15 protein-coding genes are annotated in these 15,732 nt (G+C 47.0%); all 15 read right to left on the bottom strand.

What is annotated here, in order from left to right; translation table 11 throughout:
* Positions 1 to 32: 32 nt before the first annotated feature.
* The 15 genes from M662_RS09515 to M662_RS09445 all read right to left on the bottom strand — a co-directional run bounded on the left by M662_RS09515 (position 33) and on the right by M662_RS09445 (position 15,641).
* The gene (locus M662_RS09515) at positions 33 to 992 is read right to left on the bottom strand and encodes an ABC transporter permease (RefSeq protein ID WP_008640060.1); all 960 of its coding nucleotides are present in this window, start codon (positions 990 to 992) and stop codon (positions 33 to 35) included.
* Positions 993 to 2,039 carry an ABC transporter permease gene (locus M662_RS09510; RefSeq protein ID WP_026577443.1) on the bottom strand — a complete coding sequence of 349 codons (1,047 nt, stop codon included), beginning with the start codon at positions 2,037 to 2,039 and terminating at the stop codon, positions 993 to 995.
* Positions 2,039 to 3,565 (bottom strand): ABC transporter ATP-binding protein, encoded by a 1,527-nt coding sequence (locus M662_RS09505; RefSeq protein ID WP_008640059.1) that lies wholly within the window; start codon positions 3,563 to 3,565, stop codon positions 2,039 to 2,041. The genes M662_RS09510 and M662_RS09505 overlap by 1 nt, the downstream gene beginning before the upstream one ends.
* 136 nt (positions 3,566 to 3,701) lie before the next feature.
* On the bottom strand, positions 3,702 to 4,823 hold the full coding sequence (locus M662_RS09500) for a BMP family lipoprotein (RefSeq protein WP_008640058.1): 1,122 nt from the start codon (positions 4,821 to 4,823) through the stop codon (positions 3,702 to 3,704).
* A 120-nt stretch (positions 4,824 to 4,943) separates the two neighbouring features.
* The gene (locus M662_RS09495; protein WP_008640057.1) at positions 4,944 to 5,669 is read right to left on the bottom strand and encodes a GntR family transcriptional regulator; all 726 of its coding nucleotides are present in this window, start codon (positions 5,667 to 5,669) and stop codon (positions 4,944 to 4,946) included.
* A 376-nt stretch (positions 5,670 to 6,045) separates the two neighbouring features.
* Positions 6,046 to 8,334, bottom strand: coding sequence for a DNA translocase FtsK (locus M662_RS09490; protein ID WP_008640055.1), 2,289 nt, complete (start codon positions 8,332 to 8,334; stop codon positions 6,046 to 6,048).
* 127 nt (positions 8,335 to 8,461) lie between these two features.
* Positions 8,462 to 8,671 carry a YlzJ-like family protein gene (locus M662_RS09485; RefSeq protein WP_008640054.1) on the bottom strand — a complete coding sequence of 70 codons (210 nt, stop codon included), beginning with the start codon at positions 8,669 to 8,671 and terminating at the stop codon, positions 8,462 to 8,464.
* Positions 8,668 to 9,387, bottom strand: a complete 720-nt coding sequence (locus tag M662_RS09480) for a ClpP family protease (protein WP_026577445.1) — start codon at positions 9,385 to 9,387, stop codon at positions 8,668 to 8,670. The genes M662_RS09485 and M662_RS09480 overlap by 4 nt, the downstream gene beginning before the upstream one ends.
* Positions 9,388 to 9,552: 165 nt before the next feature.
* A complete protein-coding gene (gene dapA / locus M662_RS09475) occupies positions 9,553 to 10,425 on the bottom strand; it encodes a 4-hydroxy-tetrahydrodipicolinate synthase (RefSeq protein ID WP_081694878.1) in 873 nt (290 codons plus the stop codon).
* Positions 10,422 to 11,663 (bottom strand): aspartate kinase, encoded by a 1,242-nt coding sequence (gene dapG, locus M662_RS09470; protein WP_008640049.1) that lies wholly within the window; start codon positions 11,661 to 11,663, stop codon positions 10,422 to 10,424. Before dapG ends, dapA begins: the two co-directional genes overlap by 4 nt.
* A 24-nt stretch (positions 11,664 to 11,687) precedes the next feature.
* Complete coding sequence (gene asd / locus M662_RS09465; RefSeq protein ID WP_008640047.1) at positions 11,688 to 12,734, bottom strand: aspartate-semialdehyde dehydrogenase; 1,047 nt, start codon at positions 12,732 to 12,734, stop codon at positions 11,688 to 11,690.
* Between the two features lie 104 nt (positions 12,735 to 12,838).
* Positions 12,839 to 13,438, bottom strand: coding sequence for a dipicolinate synthase subunit B (locus M662_RS09460; RefSeq protein WP_026577447.1), 600 nt, complete (start codon positions 13,436 to 13,438; stop codon positions 12,839 to 12,841).
* Positions 13,435 to 14,328, bottom strand: coding sequence for a dipicolinic acid synthetase subunit A (gene dpaA / locus M662_RS09455; RefSeq protein WP_026577448.1), 894 nt, complete (start codon positions 14,326 to 14,328; stop codon positions 13,435 to 13,437). Before dpaA ends, M662_RS09460 begins: the two co-directional genes overlap by 4 nt.
* A 132-nt stretch (positions 14,329 to 14,460) precedes the next feature.
* Positions 14,461 to 14,694 carry a YlmC/YmxH family sporulation protein gene (locus M662_RS09450; protein WP_008639630.1) on the bottom strand — a complete coding sequence of 78 codons (234 nt, stop codon included), beginning with the start codon at positions 14,692 to 14,694 and terminating at the stop codon, positions 14,461 to 14,463.
* Positions 14,695 to 14,714: 20 nt separating this feature from the next.
* Positions 14,715 to 15,641, bottom strand: a complete 927-nt coding sequence (locus M662_RS09445) for a polysaccharide deacetylase family protein (protein WP_026577449.1) — start codon at positions 15,639 to 15,641, stop codon at positions 14,715 to 14,717.
* Positions 15,642 to 15,732: the final 91 nt, after the last annotated feature.

The raw sequence follows: 15,732 nt of genomic DNA, 5'->3' as shown, positions 1-15,732 counted from the left end.
ATTAAGCCCGGCAGTTATGCCGGGCTTAATTTTTATCGATTTCCTTTTACATAGGCTTCCCCGAGAGATCTCGGTGCATCGGCACGGCCGATAAAACCTGCAAGCGCAAGGATTGTCAGCACGTAAGGTGCAATTAAAATAAAGACGCTTGGTACACTCTCCAGGAAAGAAATATCGGATGAAACGATACTTAAACTCTGAGCAAACCCGAAGAATACGGCAGCACCAAGGGCACCCAGCGGATGCCATTTACCGAAGATGACGGCTGCGAGGGCTATGAACCCCTGCCCGAGAATCGTCCCTCCTGAGAAGTTAAGCGCGACCGTCAGTGCATAAACCGCCCCTCCAAGACCACCGAGGGCACCCGAGATCATAACACCAATATATCGCATTCTGTACACTTGGATTCCGTTTGTATCCGCAGCCATCGGATGTTCCCCGACCGAACGCAGCCTGAGTCCAAACGGTGTTTTGTAAAGGATAAACCAGGACAAGAATGCTAATGCAACGGCTAAATAGGATGGCCAGTACCATCCGGTGAAAAATAAATCACCGATAATAGGAATTTTGTTTAATAGCGGAACATCTGCCGAGTAAAAAGGTTTGGAAACGAAATCAGTTTGACCTTTATCGTACCATTGCTTCGTCAAGAACAAGCCAATACCCAGGGCAAGGAAGTTAATTGCAACGCCGCTGACTACCTGGTCGGCCCGGAAAGAGATAGAAGCCACAGCATGGACCAGCGAGAAGATGGCAGACACGACCATAGCAACTAGTATGGAAACCCAAGGAGTTGCACCGCCAAGAGCATCAGCAAACGTCAAGTTGAATACGACGGCTACAAAGGCTCCCATAATCATCAAACCTTCCAGGCCGATGTTAATGATGCCGGACCGTTCACTGAACACCCCGCCGAGGGCCGTGAAAATCAGAGGGGTAGCGAATACAATGGCGGAACCGAGAATACGGCTCAATATTTCAATGAATTCCATTTATTTCCCCTCCTTCTTAAAGCGAAGAATGACCCATCGGATCATATAGCTCGAAGCAACAAAGAATATAATTAACGCAATAATAATTTCGACCAGTTCGGTAGGAACTCCGGAAACGGTCGGCATGTTCAAGGCTCCAATTTTCAATACGCCAAAAAGAAATGCCGCTAAAACGACTCCTAGAGCGGTGTTTGCACCAAGCAGAGCAACAGCGATTCCGTCAAATCCGATGTTTGTGAAGCTCGTCTTGGCAGACATGAATCCGAAAGTGCCGAGCCCTTCCATCGCACCCGCAAGACCGGCAAAAGCACCGGAGATCACCATAGCCATAATAATATTTCTGCCAACGTTCATCCCGGCATAATTAGACGCATGCTGGTTGAAACCGACGGAACGAAGCTCGAAGCCACGTGTCGTCTTGTTCAAAATGAACCACATGACAAGAGCCATGAATAAAGCAAGAATGAACCCGTAGTGAATACGGGAATAGAAAGTCATTTCTGCCAGCCAATCCGACTGGAAAGAAGCCGTAGGAGCAATATTTGCTGTTCGATCTTCCCCGTCGGTAAGAACGTTTCGAATTAGAGAATTGGTAACATACAGGGCAATATAGTTCATCATGATTGTTACAATAACTTCGTGTACGCCGAGTTTCGCCTTTAATAGACCAGGAATGAACCCCCAAAGGGCACCTGCAAAAGCCGCGGCAAGGACGGCAAGTGGTAAATGGACGGCCATTGGCAGTTCAAAAGAAATACCCACCCATACCGAAGCGAGCCATCCCATGAAGACCTGTCCTTCCACACCGATGTTCAACAAGCCGGAGCGGAGTGCAAAAGCGACAGCTAGACCAGCAAGAATATACGGCGTGACTTGACGAATCGTTTCACCAATGAAATAAGCATCTCCGAAAGCGCCATTCCAAAGTGCTGCATACCCTTCCAACGGATTATATCCAGAGAAAAGCATAATCAAAAGACCGGCAAGAAGTCCAAGAACTACAGACAAGACAGGGATGAGGATATTGATCATACGGTTTGAAAACATTACTCTCCACCTGCTTTCTGTTCCGTATTTCCGGCCATTAACAGACCGAGCTGTTGTTCATCCGTTTCTTCCGGCGTGACATTCGCAATGATTGTTCCGTCAAACATGACAGCAATGCGGTCACTCACGTTCATAATTTCATCGAGTTCGAATGACAAGAGCAGGACGGCCCGCCCTTTGTCCCGTTCCTCGATCAGCTTCTGGTGAATGAACTCGATTGCTCCTACATCAAGACCACGAGTCGGCTGAGCAGCGATAATGAGATCCGGGGACCGGTCCACTTCCCGGCCGATGATTGCCTTCTGCTGGTTCCCCCCGGACAGGGCCCTTGCTTTGGTGTACGCATCCGGTGTCCGGACATCATATTCTTTAATGAGGCTTTCCGCCTTCTTGTAGATATTTTTGAAGTTCATAATTCCCTTTTTCGAATAAGGCTGATGATGGTATGTTTGGAGCACCATGTTTTCCCCAATTGGAAAATCGAGGACCAGACCGAATTTGTGCCGATCCTGAGGTATATGGGAAACACCCGATTCTGTTATTTTTCTAGGAGTGAGGTTGGTAATGGCTTTATCATGAAGCTTAATTGTACCCGAATCTGCTTTCCTCAATCCGGTAATTGCCTCAATCAATTCCGACTGTCCATTCCCATCGACACCAGCGATTCCGACGATCTCTCCTGCTCGGACGTCCAGGTTCAGACCTTTGACCATCTCGACGCCTCGTCCGTCCTTCACCCGAAGATCCTGAACAGATAAGTAGATGTCTTTCGGTTCTGCAGCTGTTTTCTCCGTGGAGAAGCTGACATCTCGACCGACCATCAAAGAAGCAAGCTCTGTAGGTGTTGTTTGTTCGACGTCCACCGTCCCGATTCCCTGGCCTTTACGGATGACCGTGCAGCGGTCGCAAACCTCCATAATTTCTTTCAATTTGTGTGTAATGAGGATGATCGACTTTCCTTCCTCCACTAAACTCTTCATTATTGTAATTAGTTCTTTAATTTCCTGAGGCGTCAATACAGCAGATGGCTCATCAAAAATGAGGATATCCGCTCCTCTGTATAATGTTTTTAAAATTTCGACTCTTTGCTGCATACCTACGGAGATATCTCTCACCTTGGCTCTTGGATTTACGTTCAAGCCATACTTTAAGGAGAGTTCTTCTACCTGCTTTTCCGCTTTTTTAATATCGACTGTCATGCCTTTTGTCGGCTCACTGCCGAGCACAATATTCTCGGTCACAGTGAACGTATCGACGAGCATGAAGTGTTGGTGTACCATTCCGATTCCAAGGTTGTTTGCCACGTTCGGATCGGAGATGTTCACTTTTTTTCCGCGAACTTTGATTTCGCCTCTTTCCGGCTGGTAGAGTCCGAACAATACGTTCATAAGCGTGGATTTCCCTGCCCCGTTTTCCCCGAGCAGCGCATGTATTTCTCCCTTTTTCACCTGCAGGTTGATGTTGTCATTTGCCACGATCCCCGGGAATTCTTTCCTGATGTTCAACATTTCAATAACATATTCCATCTATCTTCCTACCTCCCCCTGATGTCCTCTAAAAATCAGCGAATGAAAAGGGCCGGAACGATCTTTTCATTCGGTGACTTTTCCTTTTTCAGACAAAAGAAAAGGCCGGCTCTCACCAGCCTTTTCTCATTACGGTTTACAATGAATCTTCATATTCCTTCAATTCGTCATGTGTACTAGGAACTTCGACATCACCGTTGACAATCTTCTCTTTCCATTCTTCTACTGCAGAAACGATATCTTCTGTCATTGCCTCTTCGTTCGTAGTAGCAAGGCTGATTCCATCATCAGAGAGACCATATTCAACGACTTCTCCACCAGGGAACTCTCCGTTCATGGATTTTTCGGAAATATCCTGAACAGCTAGGTCCACACGTTTAACCATGGATGTCAGCGTCACGTTGGAATCACCGATCTCGCCTTCCTCGTGCTGGTCACGGTCGACACCGATTACCCAGACATCTTCATCAGGGTTGCCATTCTTAATGTCTTTCGCTTGGGCGAATACGCCGTTTCCGGTTCCACCGGAAGCATGATAGATGACGTCTACACCTTTGTCATACATGTTGGAAGCAATAGCTCGTCCTTTATCCGGGTTACCGAAGCTTTCTGCATACTCTACTTCGACTTCGATGTCGGCATTAACGGATTTAACTCCGGCAACGTAGCCTGCTTCAAATTTGTTGATCAAGCTGCTGTTTTCCCCGCCGACAAAACCTACTTTATTCGATTTAGTCTTTTTAGCGGCAGCTACCCCGGCAAGGAACGAACCTTCCTGCTCACGGAATGTGATCGACACGACGTTGTCACCTTCCTGCACGGAGTCGACAAGAGCGAAGTGTGTATCCGGATTCTGCTCTGCCACATCAGCAATCGCCGGCTGAAGCAGGTATCCGATTCCAAAGACAAGGTTGTAGTTCTGACGGACAAGGCGATTCAAGTTAGTGGCATAATCGGCATCACTTTCTGATTGCGCATAATCAATGCCTTCTCCTTTACTGAATCCATTCTCATCGCCAAAGGCCTGAAGACCCTCCCAGGCAGACTGGTTAAAGGATTTATCATCGACGCCGCCTGTATCTGTAACCATTGCTACAGAGAAGTCACCGGATGATTCCTCTGAACCGGACGACTCTTCATTTCCTGAGTTGTCCTCTCCACCAGATTCTTCCTCGTTATCTGAGCCGCCGCAGGCAGCAAGGACCATACCAAGCGTAAGTAGTAAAACAAAGACTAAAAGAAAACGATTCTTCAACAAAACAATGACCCCCTAATTGATTTTGTTAAGTATGAGTTGCAAAGACCAACCTTAGGAATATCTTTGTAAACCAGCCTCACCTCCCTAAAATGGCACAAAGTCATCTAAAACAGGAAAGCATCACACACGTTTTCTCAGAACATGGAAGCTGAATTTATCTGCACGGAAGTAGTTGGATGAAAGGAGCATTGGAATATCATCCTGGGAGTAGTGCATTTGTCTAAGTAACAGCAGCGCCTGATCGGGCTCGCACTTCAGGATCGGGGAAATCCGTTCATGGTAGCCGATGGGTTCTATGTGGGTTACGGCATATTCAATCGACTTGCCGGTGTAAGCTTCGAGCACTTGAAAGAGGGAATCCGCTTCCCTGACATGGTCGATGGGAAGGAGTCCTTCGGGGATTTTATCGGTACAGTAAACAACAGGCTCGTCATCCGCGGTACGGACACGCTCTACTTTCGCAAGCGATGTCACTTCAAGCGGAGAAAATCTGGCCTTATCCTTTTCCGTGGGGTCGATTAAATCCGCCGATAGATACTGGGAACCAGGAGTCATACCTGATTTCAAAATCATTCCTGTCACACTATCGAGCTCCTCGATACCGGATGTAAACAGCGGTTTGGAATTGACGAATGTCCCCACTCCGTGCCTTCTCGTGACGACACCGTCTTCCTCCAGTATTCGGAGCGCTTCACGAAGGGTTGCTCTTGATACACCAAGGGTTTTGGATAATTGGAATTCTGATGGAAGCTTTTGTTTCTCTTTAAAAATACCGTGTTCAATATCTCGTTTTATCTGCTCGATCACCTGTAAGTATAGATGACGAGTATCCTGTCTAATGGACATCGTTTCACCCCAAGTCTTTTGAACTATCTGAGAGATCTGACCTCTGACGTTCGACACATCATATTTTTACAATAATATAACACTATACAAGGAATAAATAAATACAATTTCCCCATTTTTGTGAATTTTACGACAGCATCTTCTGTGAAACCTTGATATCAAAGGGTTTTGATTAGAGATAATTATATAGCCCCCGTGTACCGGGCCCATTTCCCTACAGCAGTGGATTAACGCGTCAAATCATTGGATATTCTGGTTTTTCCCTTGTTACATACTAATGGGATAATGTTCCATCCTAATTCGACTTTTGGTTTCATGGAATTATCTTCCTTTTGCAACTAAAAAAGGAGCTACTGACGGGCAGCAGCTCCTTTGCTCAGGAAGTATGTTGTTCTTCTGTTGACTGGCTTACGAGGACAGCTCTTGGTTTACTTCCTTCGTAAGGACCGACGATGCCATTGTCTTCCATTGCATCGATCAGCCGCGCGGCACGTGTATAGCCGACGCGGAAACGTCTCTGAATCATAGAAACACTGGCACTCTGCATTTCTATAACCATTTGGACGGCTTCCGGATACAAATCATCGTCCACTTCCTGCTTCACTTCGCTTTCTTCTTCCGGAATCATTTCATCCTGGTATTGAGCCTTCTGTTGTTCCACACAAAAGCCGACGACCCGCTCCACTTCATCATCCGATAAAAAAGCACCCTGCACTCGTGTCGGTTTGTTTGAACCGACAGGGGTAAAGAGCATGTCTCCTCTACCAAGCAGCTTCTCTGCTCCTCCGGAATCCAAAATGGTCCGAGAGTCTGTTTGAGACGATACACTGAACGCGATTCGAGATGGGATGTTCGCCTTGATGACGCCGGTGATAACGTCGACAGAAGGACGCTGCGTTGCAATGATCAAATGGATGCCAGCCGCCCTTGCCATCTGGGCAAGTCTTGTGATTGCATCCTCCACTTCGTTGGAGGCGACCATCATGAGGTCGGCCAGCTCATCTACGAGTACGACGATATATGGAAGCTGCGGCTGTTCTTCTTCTGCATTCTGGTTCTGCCTTCGGATGTATTCGTTATAGCCTTCGATATTTCTCGTTGCAGAATCAGAGAAGAGGTCGTACCTTCTTTCCATTTCGGCCACCACTTTTTTCAGCGCTCTGGATGCCTTTTTCGGATCCGTAACAACAGGAGCCAGAAGATGCGGTATACCATTATAAACGTTGAGCTCCACCTTCTTCGGATCAATCATCATCATTTTCACTTCATGAGGCTTGGCACGCATGAGGATACTCGTAATGATCCCATTGATGCAGACACTCTTACCGCTTCCGGTCGCCCCGGCTACGAGCAGGTGAGGCATCTTGTTTAATTCAGACATGACTGCTTCTCCAGAAATGTCCCTTCCAAGGGCGAAGCTCAGCTTGGATTCAGGCTTCGACTTCCCTGTCTCCAGCACTTCTCTCAAGGAGACCATCGAAACTTCTTTATTCGGTACTTCGATACCGACGGCCGATTTACCCGGGATCGGCGCCTCTATCCGAATGTCCTTGGCGGCAAGGGCAAGGGCGAGATCGTCGTTTAAATTAACAATCTTACTAACCTTTACCCCAACATCCGGGTAGACTTCATATTTCGTCACGGCAGGTCCGACGTGAACTTTAGTCACCTTTGCCTTGACCCCGAAGCTGTGGAACGTTTTCTCAAGTTTTTTCACAGTCGCTTGGATATGAGATCTTCCCTGTGTCTGTGGCGTGGAACTAGGTTCGTCCAGCAATTCAAGACTCGGAAGCTGATAATCAACATTCTCAAGCTCTGCGGTCGGCATGGAGGTTTCCAATTGGACATCATCCGGGTCTTTTGCTGGTTTGCTTTCAGAAGATGGCTTATCCGTCTTCCGTGCATGTTCTGTAAAGTCCTGTATGATAGGCTCCTCCGAAGTCTCCAACTCTTCCGGTTCGTCTTTCTCTTCATTCATTTCATAAACTACGGTTTCCTCAACATCTTCTTTCTCTTTCACAGGAAGAGATTTTTTCTCCTCTTTTGCCTGTTTCAAACGCTCTACCTGGTCTTTGCCAATTACCTTCAGTTTCTTGCCGAGCTTCGAGAAAAATTCGCCGATCGACCATTCACTTACAAATATAAGTCCTACGATGAATAAGAAAAAAGCGGCAATCGCTGTCCCTACACCGGAGAACAGATAATAGGTTATCGATAAGAGAACTGCTCCAATGAGACCTCCTCCGACCGTGTAAAAGGAGGCTTCCCCTCTCATCATAGCTGTAAGCCGCTCCCACGTCATGGAGAGAATGGAGCCATTGCCGGATCCGAGCTCCGCGGACAATGTTTCTAAGTGCGTAAACAGTAAAAGAGATATCAAAAGGATATACATACCAGCTAATCGTCTATGTAAAAAGGTCGGCCATTTGCGTTTTACCATGAGATAAATACCGACAACAAGGAAAAATAAGGATACGATAAAATACCATACGCCGAAGAAGAACTGCCATAAATGCTCGAGACCTCCAGGAACTGCACCGTCACTAATTGCTGCAGCACCGCTGCCAATCACGGCCAGGAACAGGAAACAGAGTCCGAGTAATTCAAATTTTATTTGACTTTTGAAATTCGTCTGTTTCTTTTTCTTTTTTCGTTTTCTTGCCATTCCGATTCCACCTCCCTAAGCTGAAAGGAGAAGGATGCCTGCTGTTCTTCTTCCCCATCCAAGAAGATGACAGCGGCATCCTTTTTTTCTTTCAGCTATCCTAATTATACCATAGGGCGGTGTAGTGTTACGAGTCCAACCATTGTCCCGGCTGGAGCTCAGGATCCATATAATGAGCAGGATCTGTGGATAGAATCTGCATGATCTGCTTCTTTCCATCCGGCGTCTTCGCACATTTTAACGGGCACTTCTCATGTTGATGGAGAATCACTTGATAAGCCTCGTTCTCCGGAGGGAAAATGTCCTGTTCGCTGAGCGGCGTGTAAAGGATACTCATTGGACGACCTGCTCTCCTGTATCTTTGTTCGCTTCGATCATCTCATTCAGCTTCCCCATCGCTTCTTTCACGCCGCCGACGGCATCGATCAAGCCTGCTTCCACTGCTTGTCTCCCTACGATGTTCGTTCCGATATCCCTGGTCAGATTGCCTTTTTCGAACATGAGTTCCTTGAATTTCTCTTCTTCAATGTTGGAATGCCTCGTTACGAAATTGATGACACGATCCTGCATCTTATCCATATACTCGAAGGTTTGCGGGACACCAATGACGAGACCAGTCATACGGATGGGATGAATAGTCATCGTCGCCGTCTCTGCAATAAAAGAATAATTCGATGATACGGCGATCGGAACACCAATGGAATGCCCGCCCCCAAGGACGATGGAAACGGTCGGTTTAGACAGTGATGCAATCATTTCCGATATGGCAAGGCCAGCTTCGACATCCCCGCCTACTGTGTTTAACAAGACAACTAATCCTTCAATTTTCGGGTTTTGTTCAATCGCAATCAGCTGAGGTATTAAATGTTCATACTTTGTTGTCTTATTTTGCTGTGGCAGCTGCACATGCCCTTCCACCTGACCGATAATAGGCAGGACGTGAATGTTGGAATCACCGGGCTGTGGCACGTTGCTCTGACCCAGCTGTTGTATTTTATCTACGAGAGAAGACTGTGGTTTGGCTTCTTTTTCTTTGGGCGTATCTTCGTTCATGGTATGATCAGACCCCTTTTCTTCTTTTCCCGTAGTATGACTTAAACACATTGGAATCATACAGGCATATCCTTTGATTTACCATGCTGCAATTCAAAGAACCTGCGCGTCGAAAAAAACCGCCCTTCCTTCAGTAACAAGAAGGAAGGGCGGATGTATGTGCTATTAAGGAAACTTACGGATGATCGCTTCGATAAGAGCATCTTCATCCAGGCTGAGAGGTACAAGAGGAAGCCTCATCCCTCCCGTGTCCATCCCCTTTTTCTTGAGGGCGGCTTTCACCGGTGCAGGCGAAGGCGCGCAGAAAACCGCTTGGAATACGGGAAGAAGTTTTCTGTGGAGAGACGCCGCTGCCTTATAATCCCCTTTTTCAAATAATTGCAGCATCTGCTGCATTTCTGAACCAATGATATGGGAAGATACACTTATGATACCATTCGCACCGATCGCATAAGCTGGGAGTGTCAAATGATCATCACCACTGTAAAGCGAAAAGTCACTTCTCGTATTTTCAATTATTTGAGCCATTCCGTCCAGGTTTCCTGTTGCTTCTTTTACTGACACGATGTTGTCCGTTTGAGACAGTTCGATGATAGTTTCCGGAGCAATGGTAACAGAAGACCTTCCCGGGACATTGTAGATCATCACAGGCAGACGGACGGCACCCGCAACCGCTTGGAAATGACGAAGCAGCCCCTGCTGATTCGGCTTATTATAGTAAGGGGCAACGACCATCACAGCATCCACCCCTGTTTGTTCGGCACGTTTGGAAAGTTCCACCGATTCACGTGTATTATTGCTTCCTGCTCCGGCAATGACAGGAGCACGGCCTCCTGCCACTTGAACGACGTGGGTCCACAGAGTCACTTTCTCATCAGCAGAGAGTGTCGGTGACTCCCCCGTCGTCCCAGTAACAACTAAACCGTCCGAACCGTTTGCAAGCAGGTATTCCACTAACTCTGTCGTGCGTTTTAAATCAAGTTCCCCACCTTTGTCAAAAGGAGTAACCATTGCTGTCAGCACTTTTCCGAAATTCATGATAGGTTCGCCCCATTCTTCGCTCTAGAATTCAATTGGAAGGTTTCATGCAGCGCGTTGACGGCAGGAATCAAGTCTTCTTCTCTCACCAGCACCCAGATAGTCGTATGGGAATCAGCAGACTGCAGAATGGGAATGCCCTGATCGGTTAAAGATTGCACGATTTGTGCGGTTACACCCGGAATACCTGTAATTCCGGCGCCTACGGCGGAGACTTTTGCACACTGTCTGCGAATGACAGGGTCATACCCCAGATCTGTTAGGATATCTACGGCTTTTTCTGTGTACAAATGGTTTATGGTGTAAAGGACACCAATTGGAGATATATTTATGAAGTCTACGGATATATTAGCCGAAGCCATGGATTTAAATACGTCCGATTGGAGTTTGGAGGGGTCTTTCTTAGAAAGTACTTTGATTTGTGTTAAACCGTCCATATGAGCAATCCCGGTGACGGTCCTTTCCTGGATGTCCTGACCGAAGCTTTCTTCTTTCGTACCTGTGACCAGAGTTCCGAGAGAATCCGAATAAGTGGATCGCACCCGGATTGGAACTTTCGCATGCATAGCGATTTCAACCGCACGAGGATGTATCACTTTTGCACCTTGATAAGCAAGATTGCAGATTTCATTATATGTGATGCTTGTGAGCGGTCTTGCCTCTTTTACAATCCGCGGGTCCGCCGTCATAATGCCGTCGACATCGGTAAATATATCAATGTAATCCGCTTTCAGCGCAGATCCAAGAGCCGCAGCAGTTGTATCACTTCCCCCGCGCCCGATGGTTGTTACATCTCCTTGAAGCGTCTGACCTTGAAAGCCGGCTACGACGACAACGTCTTTCGTCTGCATAGTCTGCAGGAGGCGTGCCGGGTTCATCTGCGTAATTTTCGCTCGAGTAAACTCTTCATTGGTTGTAATTCCAGCCTGAGCTCCGGTTAAGGAAACAGCAGAGATTCCCGCTTTGCAAAGTTCATGAGCAAATACAATGGAGGAAATCGTCTCTCCGCAGGACATCATTAAATCCTGCTCCCTTAATGATACTTCTGTTTTTGGGAAGTCGATTAACCCAAGAAGCGTATCCGTCGCATAAGGGCTTCCCTTTCTACCCATAGCTGACACTGTTATGACAACTTTATAGCCTTCGTCCAAAGCATTTTTCACATGATGGATCGCCCGGGATCTGCTTTCCTGATCCCGGACGGATGTTCCACCAAATTTCTGCACAAGTAGCTTCATTTGGCCACCTCTACTTATATGAGTTTACAGCCACTCGTTCGCGATCAAGCATTCTGCGATCTGCACAGAATTCCATGCCGCTCCCTTAAGCAGGTTGTCAGAGACGACCCAAAGGTGGAATCCGCGATCATCGTCCAAATCTTTTCTGATTCTTCCGACGAACACATCCCTTTTATCTGCCGCGGAAAGCGGTGTTGGATAGGTCTGTGTCGCAGGGTCATCTTCAAGGACAATACCAGGTGCATCGGCCAAAAGCTGCTTAATCTCCTCAACCGTGACGCCGTCTTTCTCTACTTCCACATACACACTCTCCGCATGGGAAGTGAAGAACGGAAGGCGCACACAGGTGGCTGCAACGGATAATTCAGGGGCATGCATGATCTTCTTCGTTTCGTTGATCATTTTCATTTCTTCGAATGTATATCCATTATCCTGGAACACGTCAATCTGCGGCAACGCATTGAATGCGATCGGATAATGCTTCTTATCTCCTTTTACAGGAAGAATGTCTGCTTTCAAATCCGTATCATCGAGGAATGCCTGGGACTGATTCCTTAATTCCTCCGCTGCTTCATTTCCAGCACCGGAAACCGCTTGATACGTGGAAACGATCACACGCTTCATCCCCACGGCTTTGCGCACTGGTTCCAGTGCAGCAACCATTTGAATGGTGGAACAATTCGGGTTGGCAATAATTCCTTTATGATCAGCAATATCTTTCTCGTTCACTTCCGGTACAACGAGCGGTACATCTTCCGCCATCCGGTAGGCACTTGTATTATCTACAACGACAGCGCCGCGCTTGACCGCTTCCGGTGCCAGTTTCTTGGAGACGGAACCTCCTGCGGAGAATAAAGCGATATCGATTCCTTCGAAGCTCTCCGGAGTCGCCTCCTCCACCGTATAATCGTTTCCTTGAAATGTCACTTTCGATCCAGCTGAGCGACTGGAAGACAGAAGCTTAAGCTGGTTGATTGGAAAGTTACGGTCCTCCAGCGTTTCGAGCATTTTCTGTCCGACCGCTCCTGTCGCGCCGACTACGGCTACATTATATTGTTTTGCTTCACTCATCAAATGGCATCCTCTCTCTGTGTGTTGTTGTAAGAATAGTAAGATATGTCACTATTTTTGTTATTTTATCATATTTCCAAGAATACCTGTATGAAAAGTTTCACTTAATTTGGATAGCGTTCGATCAAGACCGGCTGCAGCTGTTTCCCTAAGAGGGCCGCTTCAATAGTCTCCGGGATAAGCGTCATATCAGCCACGAGAGAATTAGGCTTTTTGAATGGATGATCCTGACCAAGGGGGACGAAGTAAATATGCTTTGTCGCCATCAATCTCATGATGTTGACCCCGTTCAATCCGAGGGCATCATTGGTTGAGACTGCCAGCACTACAGGACTTTCGTTTCGGAGTGTTGCTTTTGCCGCCATCAGTACGGGGGAGTCTGTTAAAGCATTCGCAAGTTTACTTGTAGAATTACCTGTAAGAGGAGCGATTAACATACAGTCAAGCGGGCGTTTGGGTCCAAGCGGCTCTGCATCCGGTATAGTCATGATCGGTTTTTCCCCGGTGATTTCCTCCACCTTCTTCAGGTGGTCCTCCGCATCTCCAAATCTTGTATCTGTTTTCTGGACGGTATAGGACAATATCGGAATAACCGTCGCACCCTTATCCACAAGCTGCTGCATGATAGGAAACACTTCGTGATACGTGCAGTGCGATCCGGTCAATCCGAAACCGATTACTTTTCCTTTTAATGTTGTCATCATCCATTCTCCTTCCGCGCTTTGTGGTCCAGAAGCCTCTGGACCACATCTGCTATAATTCTCCCTGCGGTTTTCGGTGCTACAATCCCCGGGAGGCCGGGTGCAAGTAAAGCTTTGATCCCTCGTTTATCTGCATATTTGAAATCTGTCCCTCCCGGTTTGGAAGCAAGATCCAATATGAGCGCATGAGAAGGCAACTGCTTTATAATGGCAGCATCGACAACAGGATGAGGTACCGTATTCAAAAGAATATCGCAGCCCATGTCTTTATCTGTTATATCATTCATATCAATTGGTTTTAAACCCATTTCATATACTCTTGCTGCACTTTCCGGGGTCCGGACTCCCACGGAGACGTCGGCACCAAGATGATGGAACGTCCTTGCAAGACCGACACCTACACGTCCCAGACCAAATACAATCACTTTGGATCCGTGTATCGTGAAGTCTGTATGCTGTATGACGAGCATGAGCGTTCCTTCCACCGTGGGAATGGAATTGTAAATGGCCACATCATCCCGGTCCATAAGCGGAACCAGCTTACGGCCTGCCCGACTTGCAAGATTAGTCAGGTAAGTGTTTGTGATTCCGGTGAAAATCTGACAATGCTCCGGTGTCCGCTTTAACCATTCTTCCGATAAATCGATGAGTTGATTGGAGAAAATCCCCTCAATTCTTCCCTGATCGTCCGTCCCCGCAACGGGAAGGATGACGGCATCGAGTTTCTCTGCTTGCTGGCTTTCAAAATCAAGCTCCACTGCCTCTCTGAAGCTTTCATTTAATTGATCGAACCCCGCCAAATACACCGTGGCATCCCACTCATTCAAGCGCCTGATCAGTTCGATCTGCCGGGCATCTCCTCCTATTACCGCTACATGATATCCTGTTAGCATTACGGATGTCTCCTTCTTTCTATGATCTTATCTCCTTGTATCCTATGCCGTAACGCCAAGATAGTGATTTGCTTTAAACACAAAAAAACACCACAGCAAAAAGCCGTGGTGGATGATGATTGGATCCTTTCTTCAGCGTCTGTGGAGAAGGATCGTTTCATCCCCAATGGTTTTAATCTGACTCCATTCAATGGTCAGTTCCTTTTTCGACGTGCCAATGCCGATCAAGCCGTGGTTCATAATAACAAGGGATTTGATGGTCCCTGATGCGGGATCGATGATAAGATCAGCTTTCCCCAGCACCCCCAATTTCTCTCCATTATCAACATCGATGACCTGCTTTTTAGCCAATGATTTCATGCGCATCCTGTACCGCACCTCTTCCTCTAACGTTCTTCTGATAAGAATGAAGGCAGTGCTGTAATCTTGTATCCCTTATCCTGAATGCCCTCAATAAGCTCCCCGAGACTGTCTCTCGTCACTTCCGTCGGATGCATGAGAATGGTAGCTCCGTTATGAACTTTACCCAGCACCCTGTTAAGCAGCACATCCTTTGTCGGCTTCTTCCAGTCTATAGTATCTACGGTCCAAAGGATCGTTTCCATTCCCATCTCATCCGCTGCTTCCACAGCCGTCTGTGAATAGCTGCCGGAAGGAGGGGCGAAATAGGTGATGTTCTCTTTTGTCAAACCGAATAAAAGCTCATCCGCCTGTTCCAAATTGGCTGTTGCCTGCTCTTTCGACATTCTCGCCATATCTTTATGCATATATCCATGACTTCCGATGGTGTGTCCCTCTTCTTCTATCATTTGAACAAGATTGGTGAATTCTTTTGCGAATGCCCCGTCAATAAAGAAGTTCGCTTTCACCTGATGCTCCGAAAGAGTCTCAATCATGTCCGGCAGATACTCTTCCCCCCAGGACACATTAATGAGAAGGGTCACAGCTTCCTTATCCGGATGTCCCCGATAGATGGGGGAAGGAGGGAGATCATCAAGAGAAACCTTAGGTGTGATGCGTTTATAAACAAACAGGTCAGAATCAAACGTCCCTTTCTTCTTCATCTTTTTGTAGGATGCCTCTACGTTTACTTTCCTGCCCATAATCCCCGGTGTCTTCTTCCAGACAGAATCGATCCGCGCATCTTCCACCTTCCACTCGTATTTCGATTTTCTCTCTTCTATTTCCTTATATAGTGGATCTTCTGCATCCACATTCACGGAGACAACTTCCTCCACTGTCCAATAGGCAAGTACTAATCCGGCCAAAAATGACAGCAGAATAAAAAAAAGCCCAACCGTTCTCTTATTCATGGACAACCACCTCTAGAGACAGTATATGATCCATGCGAGTACGTTAGACTTGTTTGTTAAAGGAAAAAAAGAGACTGGCGGGCCAGCTCTT

This window comes from Bacillus sp. SB49 (genome assembly GCF_000469135.2).
Taxonomy (GTDB): domain Bacteria; phylum Bacillota; class Bacilli; order Bacillales; family Halobacillaceae; genus Halobacillus.
The sequence above is the reverse complement of the archived record's forward strand: the minus strand, read 5'-3'. Positions and strand labels throughout refer to the sequence as shown.

Coding starts and splice junctions, on each gene's coding strand:
- M662_RS09490 (WP_008640055.1), bottom strand. CDS start 8,334: ATGGCAAGAAAACGAAAAAAGAAAAAGAAACAGACGAATTTCAAAAGT.
- M662_RS09505 (WP_008640059.1), bottom strand. CDS start 3,565: ATGGAATATGTTATTGAAATGTTGAACATCAGGAAAGAATTCCCGGGG.
- M662_RS09445 (WP_026577449.1), bottom strand. CDS start 15,641: ATGAATAAGAGAACGGTTGGGCTTTTTTTTATTCTGCTGTCATTTTTG.
- M662_RS09510 (WP_026577443.1), bottom strand. CDS start 2,039: ATGTTTTCAAACCGTATGATCAATATCCTCATCCCTGTCTTGTCTGTA.
- dapA (WP_081694878.1), bottom strand. CDS start 10,425: ATGAATTTCGGAAAAGTGCTGACAGCAATGGTTACTCCTTTTGACAAA.
- M662_RS09515 (WP_008640060.1), bottom strand. CDS start 992: ATGGAATTCATTGAAATATTGAGCCGTATTCTCGGTTCCGCCATTGTA.
- M662_RS09480 (WP_026577445.1), bottom strand. CDS start 9,387: ATGAACGAAGATACGCCCAAAGAAAAAGAAGCCAAACCACAGTCTTCT.
- M662_RS09460 (WP_026577447.1), bottom strand. CDS start 13,438: ATGATGACAACATTAAAAGGAAAAGTAATCGGTTTCGGATTGACCGGA.
- asd (WP_008640047.1), bottom strand. CDS start 12,734: ATGAGTGAAGCAAAACAATATAATGTAGCCGTAGTCGGCGCGACAGGA.
- dapG (WP_008640049.1), bottom strand. CDS start 11,663: ATGAAGCTACTTGTGCAGAAATTTGGTGGAACATCCGTCCGGGATCAG.
- dpaA (WP_026577448.1), bottom strand. CDS start 14,328: ATGCTAACAGGATATCATGTAGCGGTAATAGGAGGAGATGCCCGGCAG.
- M662_RS09450 (WP_008639630.1), bottom strand. CDS start 14,694: ATGCGCATGAAATCATTGGCTAAAAAGCAGGTCATCGATGTTGATAAT.
- M662_RS09485 (WP_008640054.1), bottom strand. CDS start 8,671: ATGAGTATCCTTTACACGCCGCTCAGCGAACAGGACATTTTCCCTCCG.
- M662_RS09495 (WP_008640057.1), bottom strand. CDS start 5,669: ATGTCCATTAGACAGGATACTCGTCATCTATACTTACAGGTGATCGAG.